Genomic DNA, 18,240 nt, shown 5'->3' with positions numbered 1-18,240 from the left:
ATCAATACATCAACTTCACGCCGATCATCCCCAGCATGATCGCAAGGCACGGGCGTAGTACCTTGTCTGGCACCTTTCCGGAGAGGTGACTGCCCAGGTAAATGCCAGGGAGAGAGCCAATCAACAGATACCCCAACAGGCCCCAGTCCATGTTGCCCATGCCCGCGTGGCCGAGGCCCGCTACCAGGGTCAGCGGGACAGCGTGGGCGATTTCGGTCCCTACCAGCCTGCGCGTGGCCAGCGCAGGGTACAGCATGAACAACGCCACCGTGCCGAGCGCGCCCGCGCCGATGGAGGTCAGGGAGACCATGATGCCTAGCACCGCACCCGTAAGTACCGTGGAGGCGTTGAGAAGGCGAGGGGTCAGGCGGTAGCGGTCGCCCGCGTGGCGGCTGGCAAACGCCAGCAAGCGAGAACGAAAGAGAATCGCCAGCGCGGTAAGCAGCAACACATACGCCAATGCAGACTTGATAAGCTCATTCAGCACCTGGGTATCGGCGTTTAGCCCTTTGAGCAACCATAAGGTGAGGGCTGCGGCGGGCACACTCCCCAAGGCCAGCCACCCGGTGATGGCCCAGTCGATGTTTCGGTTGCGGCCATGCACCCACACGCCGCTGCATTTGGTGATCGCAGCGTAGAGCAAATCGGTGCCTACCGCCGTGGCGGGGTTAACGCCGAACCAGAGCAGAATAGGCGTCATCAATGACCCACCACCCACGCCGGTCATGCCCACAATAAACCCGACGATCAGCCCTGCCACACTAAACGCTAAACCACTGGTGTCCATGTTCACAGCCTTACTGCTTATTCCTGATCGGGCGCAGCATAACGAGAATCCATATAACCCACCATAACCTTATCGAATGTACTTATTCAGATTAGCTATATGAGCAGCAAGGAACTCCTGCTCGCTGGGTTAGCCCAACGATTAATCCCAAAGGAGTTGCCCTATGAGCGATGAGCCAGAAAAAAAGCAGGAAGACACCCCCGCGCATTCCACACCGCAGGAGCAAGAGCGCCTGAAAGACTTCAATAAGGGTGGCATTCCGCCCGGCAGTTCTTAACGCCCATACGGTACTCGGCAGCCCTGAGCCGAGTACCGCATCATGCGCCGGCGCTTACCCGGCGTGCGACAAAGGCTTGGCCACGTTCTCCAGGGATTTTCCTTCAGCCGCCACGCCCCATATCGCCTGCACTACACCGGCAATCACCATCAGCCCCGCCCCAATCAGATACCCAATAAACACATTGCCACGGTCATGGCTTTCGATCAGTTGGCCAAACAACATCGGCCCTATGATCCCGCCAAGGGCAGTGCCGAACGCATAGAACACTGCAATGGCCAGGGCCCGTATCTCCAACGGGAAGGTTTCGGCCACCGTGAGGTAGGCTGAGCTGGCCGCTGCGCTGGCGAAGAAGAAGATCACCATCCAGGCTGCCGTCTGTTCGATTACCGTCAGTAGGCCTTGTTCGAACGCATAGCCTGCAATCGCTAGCAAAACCCCTGAGAGCACGAACGTGCCGCTGATCATCACCTTGCGCCCCACCACGTCGAACAAGCGGCCTAGCAGCAATGGCCCGCAGAAATTGCCTAAGGCGAAGGGCAATACGTACCAGCCAATGTGCGTGGAAGGCACGCCGTAGAAATCGGTGAGTACCAAGGCATACGTGAAGAAAATCGCGTTGTAAAAAAACGCCTGCGCAGTGAGCAGGGTCACGCCCACGCTCGCTCGCTGCCGGTGCCCCACGAACAGGGTGCGCATCACTTCGCTCAAGGGCGTGTGGCCGCGGGCGCGCAAGCGAAGGGGCGGTTCCGTGAGGGGCGCGAGCTCATGACCTTGGTCGCGCAACCGCTGTTCTATGTGATTAACGATGCGCTCAGCCTCTTCAGGCTGGTTGTGGATCATTAGCCAGCGAGGGCTCTCGGGCACCCACAGGCGCATGAATAAAATCACCAGGCCCAGTGCAGCACCTATGCCGAAACACAGCCGCCAGCCCACGTCACCGCCGGCCACGGAAGGGTCCAGCAGCACAATAGAGCCTACCGCGCCCAGCGCAGCGCCTACCCAGAAGGTGCCATTGATCGTGAGGTCGACCCAGCCTCTGAACCGTGCCGGTGTAAATTCCTGGATGGTCGAGTTGATCGCCGTGTATTCACCGCCGATGCCTGCACCGGTTAAAAACCGGAACGCTAGAAAACTCCAGATATTCCACGAAAACGCTGTCAAGGCAGTTGCCCCTACGTACAGGAACAGCGTGATGAAGAATAATTTGCGCCGCCCCAGGCGGTCAGTAAGCCAGCCAAAGAACAATGCCCCGATCACGGCGCCCGCGATATACACACCGCCTGCAAGGCCGATGTCAGCATTGGTCATCTGTAAGGCTGGGCTGCCCTTGAGGGCGCCGGATACCGAGCCTGCCAGGGTGACTTCAAGCCCATCCAGCAACCAGGTGATACCCAGCGCGAACACCAGCAACGTATGAAACCGCCCCCAAGGCAGACGGTCCAGCCGTGCCGGCAAGTCAGTTTCGTATAGGCGCTCACCACCACCATGGCCCGGCGCCTCGTGCTTGCTTGCAACTTCCCGGTGGGTCATCCCATGCTCCCGTACGTGGCCTCGCGGCCGTGTTGTTATTGTTAATGCAGGAGCGTAGGTGATCTGTCACCTACGGTGCCGGCTTAATGAGCACTCAATACCCGGTCATTTCCAAGTAGCCTACGCCTTGATGAGTGCCTTTCAGGGTAATCGGCCCCTCCCAATACGGGATACGCACGTTCATCCAGGCGTTAGGGTTGAGCGCCTCGGCGGTAATGTCCAGGCCTTTGCGGGGTACCTTTACGGCCCAGCGGGTGGGCATGTTGTGCCCATTAACGGCGGTGATGGCACTCGGGGTAAGGCTGATGTCGTCAGCGGCCAGGGCTTCAGTGCTGCCGTCAGGGTTGATCCAGGTGCCGGTGAGGTAGGGCGGCCCTTGCTGTTGGCGCATACGATAAAGCATGAGCTGGTGACCATCGTCCAAGTGCACGGAGAACCAGTCCCACCCCGTTTGATTAGCCGTCAGCGGCTGACTGCTCCATTCCCTGTCCAGCCAGGCGGAGCCTGTGACTGCTAAGGTTTTACCCTCCAGGGTCACGTTGCCGCTGGCCGTGAAAAAAGGCTGGCTGTAGTAGTACGAGGCCTGGCCCGCTTCAGATTTTTGGCTAAAGCCATTCTGCCCCTGCAACACTAGGGGCTTGTTTGAGGTGAGGTGCAGGTCATAGCTAAACGCCGGGCCGCTGGCGCGCAGGTGCAGGTCGGCCAATGGGTTGGCATGGCCTGGGGTGGACGACAGCGACCAGTCGTCTATCCAGGCCGTCAGCGGAGGCTGGGTAACGCCCGCCTGGCCCACGCCACCGCGTGCGTAGCGCTCTGCGGCATAGTGCCGATCGGCTGAAGTAACGGCGGCATGGCCCATCCACAGGTTACGGTTTTTCCAGCCGTCGTTGTCACTCAGCGCAGCAGTCGCACGGGGCAGGGCATTACGAAAGAGCGTCCACTGAACGCCCAACGGCTGGCCCTCGGCACCTTTGAGGTTGGCCGTGATGTACCACCATTCAATGCGATAGTCGTCGTGCGGGCCGTGATCGAGGGGGAAGACGAACACTTTGCCTGGGGTTACCTGGGCATAGGCCGTGGCGTCATCGGCCAAACCGGCAAAGCCTTTGGCCGGTGGCGGGGCCTCGCCGCAGCCGGCAACGAGTGTTATCGCCAAGGCGCAGGCGGCCCATTCAGTCTTCATTGGCGAACGTCCTGAGCAGGTCAGCAGGTTGGGTACGGAACAGCCGGTACAGAGGCCACGCCGATGCCAGCAATGTGGCGATCAACGCCAGGCCCATCAGTTGCAGCAATTGCAAAGGGAACACCGCCAGCGGCAGCCGCCAACCAAAGGCTTGGACGTTAATCACCGCGTCCAGGCACCAGGCCAACAGCAGGCCCAAGGGCACTGCCAGCACTAGGGTTAGTACCGCCAACAACCAGGTCTGCGCCAGGTTCAGCAGCATCAGCTGGCGCCGGGTCACGCCCAGCGCCCAGAGCGGTGCAAGCTGGCCTAACCGGCTCTGACTCTGGGTCAGCAGGCTGATGAACAGCGCCACGCCGGCCACGCCCAGCGTAAGGCTGTTGAGGGCAGCCGTGGCGGCGAAGGTACGCTCGAATACCTGGCTGGACCAGGTTTTAAGCTGGGTCTGGTCAATGATATGGCTGTCATCCAGCGCAAAGCGGTCATGCAGGTGAGCGATCAGGTCAGGCACCGCGCTGGGTGCCATGCGTAAATTGAAACGGTTAGGTACGACGTCAGGCCAGTGGGTAAGCAGGTGGTCGGCATTGACCAGTAGGTGACCTTTAGGGTTGCCATAGTCGGCATAGATGCCCACCACATGCAGCGACCAGTCACCGGTCGGCGTCGGGAGTTTCACGTCATCATCCACGGTGACCTTGAGCCGCCGTGCCAGTTGCTCACTAAGCATCAGGGTTTGCCCACTGGCCAACTGCGTCCAAGCGTCGCCTTTGCCGTGATTTGCAGTGGATTCAAGCAATGGCCAGTGCTGCCGGTAGTTCGGGTGGTCAATAACCCCAAATAGCTGCGCGGGCCAGCCCTGAAGTTCGATCGACACTTCCCAGTTGGGTAACACCGCCGCGACAGTGGGCTGGTCTGCCAGCCAGTGCTGTAATTCCGGGGCCTGTTCAGGGGTGGCCGGATTGATGTACAGCTCAGCCGACAGCCGTTGCGCTAGCCAATGGTTGAAGGTTTCTCGAAAGCCTGAGGTCATGCTGCCCGCGCCAATATTGGCTGCCATGGCCAATAGCAGCGCCATCAGGGCAAGGCTCAAGGCGGGCAGTTGTTGCCTGCAGTCTGCCAAAAACCACTGAGCCAGAACTGAACGAGTGCCGCCAAGCAGCCCTCTGAGCAGGGCGTTGAGCACTACCGGCAACGCCAACGCAGCCCCTAGCAGGAGGGCTGCCATCAACACAAAGCCCAGGGCCAGGCTGTTGCCCCACAGGGCGGCCACCAGGGCAATCACCAGGGCAATTGCCGCCACCCACCCCTGCCGCCGTAGCCAACGGGCGTGTGCTTCGTGCCACGCTTGGGCGTTGCCCAGCGCCAACAAGGGCAAGCGCGCCGCCCGTAGAAGGCTGTTGCTGCCTGCCAGGAAGGCCCCTAGCAGGCTTACGCCCAGCCCGCTTAGCCACCACACCGGGCTAAGGGTCAACTGGCCGGCCACCTCCGCACCATAGAGGCCGCGCAAGCTGGCGGCGACGTCGGGTAGCAGCGCAGTGGCCAGTCCATAGCCGCTGACAACACCCGCCATGCCCCCCAGCAAGGCCAGCGCCCCGAGCTCAACGGCCAGGCACAGGATCAATAGCCGCGCACTTACCCCACACGCCCTCAGGTTACGCAGCAGGCCCCTACGCTGTTCCAGCGCCAGGCCAATGGCGGCATGGACAATGAAAAGCCCTACGATAAAGGACAGGAAACCCAATGCGTTGAGGTTGAGGTGAAAGCTTTCGGTGAGCTTGCCCAAGTCGTTGTCAGCGCTGGCGCGCTTGAGCACCAACTGGCCTGCCAAGGTGCCGGGTAGCGCCGGGGCATCGTCAGCAAAGGCTTTGGGTAACAGCAGCCTTGATACCTGCCCTGGTTGATCCAGCAGCTGTTGGGCGAAACCGATGTCAACCAGCAGTACACCCGGCGCCATGTCAGCTTTCACGGTCAGCGGCGGCAAGGCGTGGCCTGTCTCGGTCAAGGGCTGGTCGCCTTCACGCAACCCAAGCGCTTGTAAGGTGGCGCTCGCGATCCAGGTACTCCCCGGCGGGGTAAAAAAGGCAACGGTCTGTTCAGTGTCCAGCGTTTGCCCAGCCAGTGGCGTGCCACCGGGCATGGAGACGGGTTCGATACCCATCACTTGCAGACGCTGGTCAGCGTGGCCCTGAAGAGAAATCCGGCCCCGTAGCACAGGTGATACCGGCCAGCCTGCGGTGCGCAAAGCCACGAACAACGATTGTGAAAATGGCGCGCCGCTCGGAGCTGCCAGGCTTGCCTGGGGTTCGCGGCCGATCAGTTGGCTGGCCTTGGCGTAGCTGTCACGCGCCTGGCTGTTGAGTGCCTGCACACCAGTGAGCAGGCTGGTTGCCAACCATAACCCCGCCAAAACACTGAAGAACTGCACTGGGTGGCGCCGCCAGTGGCTGATCAGTGCGCGCAGTGTCCAATAAAACACCCGCACCTTACTTCGCCTCGCTGGCAGCGAGGCAACCTTGCCGCAGCACCACCTGGCGCGACAACCTGGCCGCTACCCGTGGGCTATGGGTCACCATCAGCAGGCTGGTAGGGCTGTCGGCCAAGAGGTCGAGCAACAATTGCAACACGTCGTCGCTGGTGGCCTCGTCCAAATTGCCCGTGGGCTCGTCGGTTAGCAACAAGGCGGGGCGTGAGGCCAGCGCCCGGCCGATGGCAACGCGCTGCTGCTGGCCGCCTGAGAGTTGCTCTGGGTAGCGCTTGAGCAAGGCGCCAAGGCCCAGGCGTGCTACCAGATGGGCCTGCCAGGCTGGATCATGGCGCCCGGCCAAGCGGGCCTGAAATGCCAGGTTGTCTTCAACCTGCAGGCTGCCGATCAGGTTGAACTGCTGGAACACCAGGCCGATCTGGGTACGGCGCCAGTTGGCCAACTGAGCTTCGTTCATGCGGTCGAGGCGCTGCCCCGCGATGTCGATGCTGCCACTGTCGACCTGGTCCAGGCCCGCCACCAAGTGCAGCAGGGTGCTTTTGCCGCTGCCGGATTCCCCCATCAACGCCAGGCTGTCCCCTTGGGCCATGTGCAGGTTGACCCCGCGCAGCACCTCAAGTGGGCCTTGGGCGGTGGTATAGCGTTTGAAAACGTCTTGAACGCGCAACATGAGGCTTGGCCTTAACGGGGGCGGGCAGGGGCAGGGCCGACAACCCGCACGTGCAGGCCCTGCCTATCGGGCAATGTCCTCAAGGGCAAGGTTCCGTGTACGTGGCCCGAAACCGCCGATGGTGACCATCACGATCAACATGCTTGAGACGATAAAGGCCAATACCCCAGGCGTGCCCCACAGCTCCAGGAAGAAGCCAATCAGCAAGCTGCTGAACACCGTGGACAACCGGCTGAACGAGTAGCAAAAGCCAACGGCCCGGGCGCGGATATGGGTGGGGAACATCTCGCTTTGGTAGGCATGGTAACTGAAGGTCAGCCAGGCATTGGCAAAGGTCACCATGATCCCGCACGCCACCAGCCCCAGCGGGCTGGTTTGATAAGCAAACAGCGAACCGAATATCACGGTACACAGGGCTGAGCCTACGATGCCCCATTTGTTCTCCACCCGATTGGCCAGCCCCATGCACAGCAGTGGGCCTAATGGGTACGCCAGGGTGATGATGAAGGCATAGCCCAGGCTATGGGCCGTGGCCATGCCCTGACCATTGAGCAGCGCCGGCAACCAGTTGCCGAAGCCGAAAAACCCGATTGCCTGGAAGATGTTGAAGACAATCAACATCCAGGCGCGTCGACGGTAGGGCGGCTGCCAGATGTCAGAGAACCGGCCTGCGGGCTCTATCCGGATAGCCTTGGCTTCTACCGGAGGCAAGGGTGCGCCCATGTCCTGTTCGCAGCGCGCTTCGATCATTCCAAGGGCGTGTTCCGCTTCATCCAGGCGGTTGTGTTGCGCCAGCCAGCGGGGAGATTCAGGCAAGCGTTTACGCAGCCACCAGATAAACAGCGCAAACACTGCACTGGCTAACACCACCCAGCGCCAGCCCGCGATCCCGAACGGGGCCTGGGGGATGAGCCACCAGGACATCGCGGCCACTGCTGGCACCGACAGGAACTGTACGAAAAAAGCAAACGCAAAGGCCGCACTGCGTAGCCGCTTGGGCACCAGCTCGCTGAGGTAGGTGTCGATCGTGACCAGCTCGATGCCTAGGCCGATCCCTACCAGAAACCGGCACAGGATGATGCCCATGGCAGTGCTTTGTAAGCCCATCAGCACGGTTGCCAGGGTGTACCAGATCAGCGCAAAGGTGAAGATGGCGCGGCGACCAAAACGGTCAGCGATAGGGCTTAACAGGCTGGCACCAATGAACAGCCCCAGGAAGGTGGACGACGCGAAAGCGGCCTGGTCAGACACGCCAAAGGCGCCCTCGGCACCCTTTTTGAAGATGCCCGCTTCGAACAGCCCTGGGCTGATATAAGCCGTCTGAAACAGGTCGTATAGCTCAAAGAACCCGCCAATGGACAGAAGCGCCACCAGGCGCCACAGGGTTGCCACTGAGGGCAGCCTGTCGATGCGTGCCGAGATACGGGCAGCGCGTTCAGGAGTGTGATCAGCGTGAGGTACGGACGTCATCAGGTGGCTATCCGGCAAGGAAAAGAGCTACCAATGGTACAGAATGTAAATGAGCAAAACGTGCAAAGACTTACCGGTAATGGGCAGATTGCGCAATATTAAACTCGTTATTGTCACTAAGGTAGCGTTAATCAGCGCAGCTTAGGGTGGTTTAAGTTCCTGGAGCAATCATCGATTTCGATGATTGTTACCATTGCGGCAATGAAATTCCGTATTTGCGCCAGGGGCGTAGCATTGGCTTCACGAAATCACTGTCTTGAAGGAAAACACCATGAACAGCAAAATTCTAGTCGCCGTTGCCCTTACCTTGATGGCCAGCACCAGTGCATTCGCACGGTCCCATGCCGAGCACCAGGTTGGCCGCGTGACCAGCACGGCTATCTCGACCTACAGCCAAGCCGTCGCCCAAGATGGTGCTGAGCGCCAACTGAACAGCGTTAGCTGATCAAGCTGTTAGTGGTCATGCGCATTACTCCTGCGCACGTTGGCTGGCCCTTGGGCAGCTACTGGAAGGGTTGACCACCCATTGACTGGCGGTCTTGGCCACTGCGACCGAGAGCTGATCGATAAGCCCCTGATGAGCGAGCACCAAGTCGTTTATTCCGCCTGTCGAGGCTTGCTGAAGCAGGGTGGAACAGGTGAGGTTACGTCGGCCCGTTGTGCCGGGCGTGGCCAGCCCCAGGCTCCAGACCACATCGACTAGCGCGTAGTGCCCAGGCACGGTTTCGAACCGGCGCACATCGGTGCGCACAGTCAGCAAGGCCATGCCTGGCGTGCGTGGTAATCCTGCGATATCACGTGTCCCTAGCCGCTGCTCTAGCCGCTGCGTAAGGGCATCATGAAACTCATCCGCCAAGGGTGCGCCCCAGCGTTCTGCTTCCAGAATCGCCAACGTGCCTTGACCTTGGCGCACCACCAATTGAGGTTGGTCTACCTGTACGGGCATGCGCACCTGTTGCATTTCGAACTGGTAGCCTGGTGTTGCAACGGGGTGTGCGTCAGGCACGGTTTGCGGTGCCAGCAGGGTGTGGTAGCCAGTAGGTGCCGAGGCGCAGGCGGCCAATGTGAGCGGCGCGATCAGCGCCAAAGCGCGAAGGGGCAGGGCGTTCATCGTGCTTCAGACTCCCGGGATGAGGACGAGGTGGAACGGTAGGCGTCGGGCTGCCCTTCACGGGTGCGCCCGCGAATCAGGGATTCCGGATGCCGCCCCAGGTAATCGGTTAGGGCGCGCACCGACTTGGCGGTACGTTCAACTTCGTTCAGAGCATCCCCCAGTTGCTGACGCTGCGGCGAGTCCTCGCCCAGGGTCTGTTCGGCGGCGGCCAGTGTCTTGCGGGTCTGGGCCAGCGTCTCGTTCAGCTGCGGCAGCATCTGGGCGTTGACCTGATGCAGCGTTTTGCTCATTTCGCTCAAACTGCCATTGAGGTTATTGGCGATCTGGTCCATGGGCAACTTGCTGAACTTGTCTACGATGGCTTGCAGCTGCTCTTGCAGTTTATCCAGGCTGCCCGGCACCGTAGGAATCAGCAATGGGCGAGCAGAGGCGTCGAAATTGACCGGCGCAGCCCGAGGCACGAAATCCAGCGACACGTATAATTGCCCCGTAATGAGGTTGGCCGTGCGTGCCTGCGCGCGTAACCCCTGTTTGACGAAGGCGGCCATGAGCAGGGCCGAGCGGGTGTCGTCTTCACCTCCCCACTGGGACAGTATCTTCTCGTGGGCTTCCCCCAGCCGAGCGGGATAGATCACCGCGCCAACCATGGTGGGGAAGGTCTTTTTGGTCTGGTCGTAGTCCAGGTCGACTGACACGACGCGGCCAAGGTTGACCCCGTGGAATTCGACTGGTGCATTGACCGTAAGCCCCCGCAACGGCTGCTCGAAGCGCATGCGAATGTAGCGCGGCTCGCCATCAGGCGGCGCCAGGGCGGACTCCTGGTCCCGGTACAACTGAAACTGTGCGTGTTCCTTGGCAGGCGTGGCATCCGGGCTCCAGCGCGGCTCCACAAAGGCTATGCCACCCGCCAGAATCGCGGAAATCGACTGAGTGTTCACTTTCAGGCCATTGGCGCCCAGGGACACATCAACCCCGCTGGCATTCCAAAAGCGGCTGTCAGAGGACACAAACTTGTCGTGCGGCGCATTGATGAAGACCTGCACATCCACGCCCTTGCCATCGTCGGCCAAGGTGTAGGAGATGACCTGGCCCACCTGAATACGTCGGTAGTACACCGGCGAGCCAATGTCCAGAGAGCCTAAGTCTTCGGTATGCAAGGTAAAGCGCCTGCCTTGCTGGCCGTAGGTGATGGCCGGTGGGGTTTCCTTACCGACAAAATCCTTGCGTTTCTCTTCAGACGTGCCGGCATCGGCACCGATGAACGCACCCGACACCAGGGTATCGACCCCTGTGATGCCTTGGGCGCCAATGCGCGGACGCACGACCCAGAACACTGAATCAGCAGCGGTAAACCCTTCGGCAGACGCATTGAGCGATACGCTGGCCACCACATGGGTGCGGTCAGGTGCCAGTTCGATGTCGGTCACATGGCCGATCACGACATTCTTGTACTTGACCTGGGTTTTGTTGGCTTCAAGCCCCTCGGCGGTCTGAAACTGGACACTGATCCTCGGGCCTGCGGAGAGGCTGTCGTGCACGAGCATGGACATCCCAACCAGTGCGGCCACGATGGGCACCAGCCACACCAGGGAGACGTTGAAGCGCCGCTTGCGTACCTCAGGCGTTGGAACATGCGGGCCGCCCGGTGTTGGCTCGCCCTGAGGTTCATCGGTGTGGCCTTTGTCAGTCATCGTCAACCTCTGCGTCCCAGATCAACCGGGGATCGAAACTCATGGCGGCCAGCATTGTTAACACCACCACCACACCGAAAAACAAGATACCCAGGCGCGGCTCGATTGAGCTCAGCGAATGGAACTGCACCAGTGCAGCCACCAAGGCCACAACCAGCACATCCAGCATTGACCAATACCCAATCAGCTCGATGAAACGGAACAGCTTCGAGCGCTCTCGCATTGCCCATTGGCTACGTCGTTGAACCGTGATGAGCAGCAACCCCAAGGCAAAGAATTTAAGGCTGGGCACCACCACGCTGGCAAAGAAAATCAGCAGCGCGATGTCCCACGAGCCGCTTTCCCAAAACTCCAGCACGCCACTCATGATGGTGTTTTCACTGGCGTTGCCGAACATGTTGGTGTTCATCACCGGCAGCAGGTTCGCCGGTATGTAGAAAATCAGCGCGGCAATCAGGAATGCCCAGGTACGGGCCACACTGTTGGGCTTGCGTGGGTGCAGGCTGGCTTCACAGCGCAGGCAGCGGTGGCTCGTCAGCGGGCAGGCTTGGCCGCAGAAGTGACACAGTTGCAAACCTGCCTGGCGAGCGTAGGGTAAGGGCTTCATCGCAAGTGCCCGTCGAAATCGGCCCACAGATGGCGGACGCCACGGCCCCCCAAGGCGATCAGCAGTACGGTGAGCATGGCCAAGGCCCACAGCCCGACGCCTGGGTGCACGTTAAGCATGCCGCCGAGCTTGATGATAGCCACGAGGATGCCCAGCAGGCAGACCTCCAGCATGCTCCAAGGGCGCAAGTGCTCAAGGGTGCGCATGCACAACCTGAAACCCGGTGCAGCCTTACCCCGGCAAGCAAAGCCCAGTACCCAACACAGCAAGGTGACCTGCATCAAGGGGGCCAGGATGATGGTCAAGGCCGTGACCGCCGCCAGCGGGCTGATGCGGCCTTGATTGAGCGCCTGGACCGACTGGTACAGGGTCGCGGCGTTGTTCAGACCTTCAAGGCTGATGCCCATTACGGGGAAGGCATTGGCGAAGACGAACAGAATGGCGGCTGTCAGGGCCAGGGCAAAATGCTGTTGGACGGACAGGCGCCTGGCCCGCTGCAGCACCGCGCCGCAGCGCCGACACGTAGTGGTTTCGCCACGTTGTAGCGGTACCGCCTGATAGAGGGTGTCGCAGTGCTCGCAGATCAGCCGGGGAAGGGGTTCTGTCATGGTGTTCGGCGGTGGCAAGCAAGGGTCAATAACATGGGATGCATTCTCGTTAAACTTACTTGCCCTGTCTAGCCGCGGCCGCGCAGGCTGTGAACGCGTAAAGGGGTGAAGGAACCCATGCGCGTCAGGGGGTTTTCATCCCTCGCTTGAGCACGTGCCGCGCCCCTGCAACCACCAACACCCCAACGGCTGCCCAGATGGCTCCATACATAGGCCATTGCTGAGCGCTGATAGTTTCACCCAGCAGCAACGACACCGCCACCAGCAATACAGGCTCGACATAGCTGAGCAGGCCGAACAGGCCGAAGGGTAACTGCCGGCTGGCCATCACGTAGCTCACCAACGCCAGCGCGCTGATAAGGCCCAACCCCGGTATCAGCACCCATAGCGCAGGGTGAACGTCCACATCACAGGGGGACAAGGGGCCGGTGAGAATGAAATACAGCGCCAGCGGGGTCATCAGTAACATGTCCGTCCATAGGCCACCCAGGTGGTCGTTATGGCAGCGCCGACGCACAATGAAGTACAGCGGGTAGCCCAAGGTGACCACGAGGGTTTCCCAGGCGAAGCTGCCCTGTAGAAGCAGCTCGTAACCCACGCCAGCGGCTGCCAAACCTACCGCCAGGGTTTGAGCGTTTGAAAGCGATTCGCCCCATAGCAGTTTGCCGGTGAGGACCATTGCCAGCGGCAGCAGAAAATAGCCCATGGACACTTCCAGGCTGCGGCCGTGTAGCGGTGCCCACAAAAACAACCACAGCTGTACCCCCATCAGGGCCGCAGTGGCCAGCGAACCGAATACGCGGGCGGGGCGTTGCCTGATACGGCGCAGCACGCCCACGGCCAGACGCCAGTCACCCGTTAATAGCAGGAATAGTGTCGCGCACGGCAACGTCAGTAGCATGCGCCAACCGAACACCTCTTCGCCGGTGAGGGGGCTTAGGAGTGAGGTGTAGTAGTACATGAGTGCGAACAAGCAGGACGCCAGCACGGATAAAGCGATACCTCTGGACACAACGACCTCATGACGACCGGGAAACGGCGGGGGCGGCACGTTACCGCAGCTTAGTCGTCGATACCAGTAGGCTCGCAAGGCCTTGACGAAAAGAGGCCAGCGCTACCCTGACCACACAGGTCGGGCGTGCGACGCCCGGCGTGCGACGCGCGACCTGGATGGTTTTGAGGGCGAGTTACTTTTTCTGCTCATCCTTTTGTTGCATTTGCACAGAGCCAGGTGCGCTGTCTGCGTTTTGCTGGGTGGTTTTTTTCTCACTGCTGTCAAAACAACCAGCAAGCAACAGGCAGCAGGTGAGGGCTAAAGTAGTGGTGAGGGTCTTCACGGCGTAAGCCTCCTAGTAAGGGGTGCTTACTCTCTGACCCGCAGTGCTGGTCAGGGTTGCGCAAAGATCGTCAGCGACAAACGTTATTACGCTCAGTAGAATTGTGTTACGCATAAAATAAAAATCCCCTCGGAGGCGTACATGCAGCGGTTCGGCTTCCAGCTCCTGCTCGGTGACTATCTTGCCCGTACCACGCGCGGCCTGCCCGGCGCACCCCCTCGTTAACTGTGTCAAGCGCAGTGCTCACGCTATGCAACGCAGATCGCTACGAGGTTTACGCCATGCCTGAACTCTACGACAACCCTATGGGCCTGATGGGCTTTGAATTTATCGAACTGGCGTCTCCTACGCCTGGCCTGTTGGAGCCTGTACTGGCCATGATGGGCTTTACCCATGTAGCTAACCATCGCTCCAAGCACGTGCAGCTTTACCGCCAAGGTGAAATCAACCTGATCGTCAATAGCGAGCCTCACAGTGTGGGGTCGTACTTTGCCGCCGAACACGGGCCATCGGTGTGTGGCATGGCCTTTCGCGTTGCCAACGCTCAACAGGCCTATGCCCAAGTGCTTGCGTTGGGTGCCCAGCCTATCGATGTGCCTACCGGGCCCATGGAACTCCGCCTTCCGGCCATCAAAGGGATCGGTGGCGCACCGCTGTACCTGATCGATCGCTACGGCGAAGGCAGCTCGATCTACGACATCGACTTTGTTTTTATCGAGGGGGTAGAGCGTCATCCCAAAGGTGCAGGTTTGAAAGTGATCGACCACCTGACCCACAACGTGTACCGCGGGCGCATGAGCTACTGGGCGGGGTTTTACGAAAGGTTGTTCAACTTCAAAGAGATTCGTTACTTCGATATCACAGGCGAGTACACCGGTCTGACCTCAAAAGCCATGACCGCACCCGACGGTTTGATTCGTATTCCGCTCAACGAAGAATCCTCACGTGGCGCCGGGCAGATCGAGGAATTTTTGCTCAAGTTCAACGGGGAAGGCATCCAGCACGTGGCGTTTCTGACGGACGACCTGATCGCTACCTGGGATGCCCTGAAAGCGCTCGGTATGCGGTTCATGACCCCACCGCCTGCCACGTACTACGAAATGCTGGAGGTGCGGGTACCGGGGCATGGCGAAGCCACGCATGAGCTTGAGCAGCGAGGCCTCCTGCTAGATGGCGCAGCGGATGCAGGGGATAAGCGCCTGCTCTTGCAGATATTCTCGGAAACCGTACTCGGCCCGGTATTTTTCGAATTCATCCAGCGTAAGGGGGACGATGGGTTTGGCGAGGGCAATTTCAAGGCGTTGTTCGAGTCCATCGAACGTGATCAGTTGCGGCGAGGGGTGTTGACCGCGCAGCCTTGACCGGTAGCCCTGGGGGCGGAGGTGCGGGCATGGCGAGCCCGCACCCTTTGATACCGCTAAGCTGGCATTGGCCTGTGACGCGTCAGCACCCAGTGGCACAGGCCGCCTGTAAGGATAGACAACATGGACAACGCCCCCAGGGCGGTAAGCAACTTGCGGGTCATCAAGGTGAAGATGTCTTCGGCCGTCACGCTGCTGTGCATGTGGTAATCGAATAAGGTTGAGGGAGTCATCGCCCTGTAGCGAGGGTTTTGTCGCAGCTCGCCCCGTAGCAGGGACCCATCGTCCCAGAGGTACACCCCATCTACGTACATAGCGACGTCAGTCGTGCCGCTGATCAAATGCAAGCGTTCGACTAGTACCCGGTTGTCAAGGGTGAGCTCCACACCGTAGTTGGTGCCTGCCTTGAGCAATTTTATCGAGCCGTAATCCTGATAAAGGTCATCCGGCCCCTTGAACTTGAGGCTGGTCATTTCCATGGTGTCGGGTGTTTTGGGGGCGGCAGTTGGCAGTGAAGTGAGCCGGCCGGCAAGGCTGTCACAATAGGGGGCGTCTTTATAAAGCAAGGCGGCTGAGCGTAGCCAGGGATTGGCGGCTACGTGCTGACGGAGGCGGCTCAACACCGATTCACACCGTTGCGCAGTGAGGGGTTTCAAGGTCTCTGCCGTGGCCAGTGAGAGTTCAAGCAACTTGTCTATCTGCTGCACAGCCTTTGCACCTACTCGCACATTCTCATCGTGTAACGACTCGTCTGCCAGGGAGAGTGTGAGCCCTATCCCAACGACAAAAGGGATGACGCCTGCGGCTAACGATATCAATGCCGTGCTAACTGTTGAACGTTGCTTGCCTGTCCGTGACATGTAATGCCCCTGTAATAAAGTGCTGGCCCAGGCTAGGTTCGCGCAGGCCCGTCGGCAGGGGTGACAAGGGATCTAGGGCTATCAGAAATGTCGCTTTGTGTTGAGCGACGTCTATAAAACAGCTGAAACGGATCCCGTTCGTTGCGGCACGCCGATCAATGGTCGAGAATGCGGGGTTCGCCGCGTTAAAGAGCCTCGCCATGCCCATAACAACACCGGTGCCGTTCCCCTATTCATCAGGGGTGATGAGTGATCGTATCCGCCGTTACCCCTGGCCTCGCAGCGCACTAGGCCCCTGGGAGCAGTGGCCAGAGCCCTTGCGCCTGACCCTGGTCTCATTGCTGGAATCAAAGTTCGCGCAGTGCGTGATCTGGGGCGAGCATCAGCTCACGCTGTATAACGACGCCTTTGCAACGGTATTGGGCCAGGGCGCCCCTGTGGTAGGTGAAACCCTTGAACGGCTGTGGCCCCACGCGGGTGCACGGTTGTCGCCGATGATCCAGCAGGCGTTCACCGGCCAGGCCAGCCAGGGCGTAAACCACTGCCTCCCCGTGGAGCGTAACGGCCGCCGTGAGCCTGCCTGGTACACCTTTTGTTTCAGCCCGTTGCGTGATAGCACCGGCAGCGTGATAGGGGTGTTAGGCACCTTGATTGAAACCACGTCGATCGTAGAAACCGAGCGCGAGCTTAAAGCGTTGGCACTGGGCTTTGAGCGGGAGGTAGCCGAACGTACCGCCGACCGCAACCGCCTATGGAAATTGTCCACCGACATTATGTTGGTCACTCGGGCAGACCTCACCATCACAGCAGTGAACCCAGCGTGGGAGGCGGTGTTGGGATGGGCAGAGGCCGAACTGATAGGGGCCAATGTCCTTACGTTGCTTCACCCCGAGGACGTTCCGGTCTGTCAGCAGGCCGCGCTGGACCTTATCGCCGGCCGGTTGCTACGGGACATGGACTGCCGCCTCCAGCACAAGCTAGGAGGGTACCGCTGGATAAACTGGGCGGCCGTGCCTGGCGGCGGGTTTTTCAATGCGGTAGGCCGTGATGTCACCGTAGAGCGTGAGCGGGCGGCAGCGTTGGAGCAAGCTGAAGAACTGCTGCGCCATAGCCAGAAAATGGAAGCGGTCGGGCAGCTTACCGGGGGGCTGGCGCATGATTTCAATAACCTGCTAACGGCGATTTCCGGCAGCCTGGAGTTGATGGGGCGGCGTATCGAGCAAGGCCGCATTGACCAATTGGGCCGCTACCTGGGTGCCGCTAAAGGCGCCGCAGACCGTGCCGCGGTGCTGACACACCGTCTATTGGCGTTTGCTCGTCGCCAGACCCTGGACACGCGCCCCGTCAATGTCAGGGAGTTGGTCACAGGGCTGGAAGCCTTGATTCGCCAAACGCTAGGGCTCGCGATTCATTATGAGCACCAGTTGGGTGATCAGCCATGGTGCGTACTGGCCGATACCAACCAACTGGAAAGTGCATTGTTGAACCTGTGTATCAATGCCCGTGATGCCATGCCGGAAGGTGGCAGCTTGACCCTGACGTGCTGTGCGCATGTACAAATTGGCTCAGAGGCAGAGCCTGATGCCTTGTCGCCGGGTGAATACGTGGCTATCGGGGTGACTGACACCGGCCTTGGCATGACCGCCGACGTACTCGCCAAAGCCTTTGACCCCTTTTTCACCACCAAACCCTTAGGCCAGGGCACAGGCCTTGGGTTGTCCATGGTCTATGGCTTCGCCAGGCAGTCCGGGGGGACGGTGCGCATTGACTCCGCGCCAGCGCAAGGCACGCGGGTAAGCCTGATACTGCCGCGCCACTCGCTGATCATCGAAACGCCTGAGCCTGGCCCTACGGTGGATGTGCCGGAACCAGCAGGCGGCGGTGAATGCATCCTGTTGATCGACGACGAGAGGACGATCCGCGAACTGGCCGCAGAACAACTGGAAGGATTGGGCTACACCGTGATTACAGCAGAAGATGGCGCCAGCGGCCTGGCCGCTTTGGGCCGTGCGCCCCGGGTAGACTTGCTCATTACGGACATCGGCCTGCCGGGTGGCCTGAACGGCTTGCAGGTGGCGCAAGCAGTACGTGCCATCAAGCCAGCGCTGCCGGTGCTATTTGTAACCGGCTATGCCGAGCAGTCGTCCCTGGGCAGCGCGCCACTGCAAGCGGGCATGGAGATACTGACCAAACCCTTCACGCTCAATGAACTGGCATTGCGGGTGACGCAACGGCTGCGCCCGCCCGCTGTGTAGTACCG

General features: G+C 60.2%; 16 protein-coding genes. 3 read left to right on the top strand and 13 right to left on the bottom strand.

From position 1 onward, the window contains the following. Position 1 precedes the first annotated feature (1 nt). The 6 genes from AC4LE2_RS10690 to AC4LE2_RS10665 all read right to left on the bottom strand — a co-directional run bounded on the left by AC4LE2_RS10690 (position 2) and on the right by AC4LE2_RS10665 (position 8,402). Positions 2-787, bottom strand: coding sequence for a sulfite exporter TauE/SafE family protein (locus tag AC4LE2_RS10690; protein ID WP_491825741.1), 786 nt, complete (start codon positions 785-787; stop codon positions 2-4). Between the two features lie 331 nt (positions 788-1,118). Beyond that, complete coding sequence (locus tag AC4LE2_RS10685) at positions 1,119-2,597, bottom strand: MFS transporter (RefSeq protein WP_491825740.1); 1,479 nt, start codon at positions 2,595-2,597, stop codon at positions 1,119-1,121. A gap of 94 nt (positions 2,598-2,691) precedes the next feature. After that, on the bottom strand, positions 2,692-3,780 hold the full coding sequence (locus tag AC4LE2_RS10680; protein ID WP_491825739.1) for a lipocalin-like domain-containing protein: 1,089 nt from the start codon (positions 3,778-3,780) through the stop codon (positions 2,692-2,694). Continuing rightward, on the bottom strand, positions 3,770-6,262 hold the full coding sequence (locus tag AC4LE2_RS10675; RefSeq protein WP_491825738.1) for an ABC transporter permease: 2,493 nt from the start codon (positions 6,260-6,262) through the stop codon (positions 3,770-3,772). The genes AC4LE2_RS10680 and AC4LE2_RS10675 overlap by 11 nt, the downstream gene beginning before the upstream one ends. A gap of 1 nt (position 6,263) precedes the next feature. Next, positions 6,264-6,932, bottom strand: a complete 669-nt coding sequence (locus tag AC4LE2_RS10670; RefSeq protein ID WP_491825737.1) for an ABC transporter ATP-binding protein — start codon at positions 6,930-6,932, stop codon at positions 6,264-6,266. A gap of 63 nt (positions 6,933-6,995) precedes the next feature. Continuing rightward, entirely contained in the window at positions 6,996-8,402 is a 1,407-nt protein-coding gene (locus tag AC4LE2_RS10665; RefSeq protein ID WP_491825736.1) for an MFS transporter, read from the bottom strand. Between the two features lie 271 nt (positions 8,403-8,673). On the opposite strand from AC4LE2_RS10665, the gene AC4LE2_RS10660 reads away from it, so the two are divergent. Continuing rightward, the gene (locus tag AC4LE2_RS10660) at positions 8,674-8,847 is read left to right on the top strand and encodes a hypothetical protein (protein ID WP_491825735.1); all 174 of its coding nucleotides are present in this window, start codon (positions 8,674-8,676) and stop codon (positions 8,845-8,847) included. A 24-nt stretch (positions 8,848-8,871) separates the two neighbouring features. On the opposite strand, the gene AC4LE2_RS10655 is transcribed toward AC4LE2_RS10660, so the two are convergent. The 6 genes from AC4LE2_RS10655 to AC4LE2_RS10630 form a co-directional block, all read right to left on the bottom strand. Continuing rightward, positions 8,872-9,513: a PqiC family protein gene (locus AC4LE2_RS10655; protein ID WP_491825734.1), complete on the bottom strand. Its 642-nt coding sequence runs from the start codon at positions 9,511-9,513 to the stop codon at positions 8,872-8,874. After that, entirely contained in the window at positions 9,510-11,207 is a 1,698-nt protein-coding gene (locus AC4LE2_RS10650) for a PqiB family protein (protein WP_491825733.1), read from the bottom strand. The genes AC4LE2_RS10655 and AC4LE2_RS10650 overlap by 4 nt, the downstream gene beginning before the upstream one ends. Then, the gene (locus AC4LE2_RS10645) at positions 11,200-11,814 is read right to left on the bottom strand and encodes a paraquat-inducible protein A (RefSeq protein ID WP_491825732.1); all 615 of its coding nucleotides are present in this window, start codon (positions 11,812-11,814) and stop codon (positions 11,200-11,202) included. The genes AC4LE2_RS10650 and AC4LE2_RS10645 overlap by 8 nt, the downstream gene beginning before the upstream one ends. Next, the gene (locus AC4LE2_RS10640) at positions 11,811-12,422 is read right to left on the bottom strand and encodes a paraquat-inducible protein A (protein WP_491825731.1); all 612 of its coding nucleotides are present in this window, start codon (positions 12,420-12,422) and stop codon (positions 11,811-11,813) included. Before AC4LE2_RS10640 ends, AC4LE2_RS10645 begins: the two co-directional genes overlap by 4 nt. Before the next feature lie 124 nt (positions 12,423-12,546). Beyond that, positions 12,547-13,434, bottom strand: coding sequence for an EamA family transporter RarD (gene rarD / locus AC4LE2_RS10635; RefSeq protein WP_491825730.1), 888 nt, complete (start codon positions 13,432-13,434; stop codon positions 12,547-12,549). 175 nt (positions 13,435-13,609) lie between these two features. Beyond that, on the bottom strand, positions 13,610-13,759 hold the full coding sequence (locus AC4LE2_RS10630; protein ID WP_491825729.1) for a hypothetical protein: 150 nt from the start codon (positions 13,757-13,759) through the stop codon (positions 13,610-13,612). A 281-nt stretch (positions 13,760-14,040) separates the two neighbouring features. Between AC4LE2_RS10630 and hppD the strand changes: the two genes are divergently transcribed. Beyond that, positions 14,041-15,120, top strand: coding sequence for a 4-hydroxyphenylpyruvate dioxygenase (hppD, locus tag AC4LE2_RS10625; RefSeq protein WP_491825728.1), 1,080 nt, complete (start codon positions 14,041-14,043; stop codon positions 15,118-15,120). A 56-nt stretch (positions 15,121-15,176) separates the two neighbouring features. On the opposite strand, the gene AC4LE2_RS10620 is transcribed toward hppD, so the two are convergent. After that, complete coding sequence (locus AC4LE2_RS10620) at positions 15,177-15,848, bottom strand: CSS-motif domain-containing protein (protein ID WP_491825727.1); 672 nt, start codon at positions 15,846-15,848, stop codon at positions 15,177-15,179. A 332-nt stretch (positions 15,849-16,180) separates the two neighbouring features. Here AC4LE2_RS10620 and AC4LE2_RS10615 point away from each other — a divergent pair, with 332 nt between their 5' ends. Then, the gene (locus AC4LE2_RS10615; protein WP_491825726.1) at positions 16,181-18,235 is read left to right on the top strand and encodes a hybrid sensor histidine kinase/response regulator; all 2,055 of its coding nucleotides are present in this window, start codon (positions 16,181-16,183) and stop codon (positions 18,233-18,235) included. Positions 18,236-18,240: the final 5 nt, after the last annotated feature.

Source organism: Pseudomonas sp. 9.3L (genome assembly GCF_058536285.1).
The sequence above is the reverse complement of the archived record's forward strand: the minus strand, read 5'-3'. Positions and strand labels throughout refer to the sequence as shown.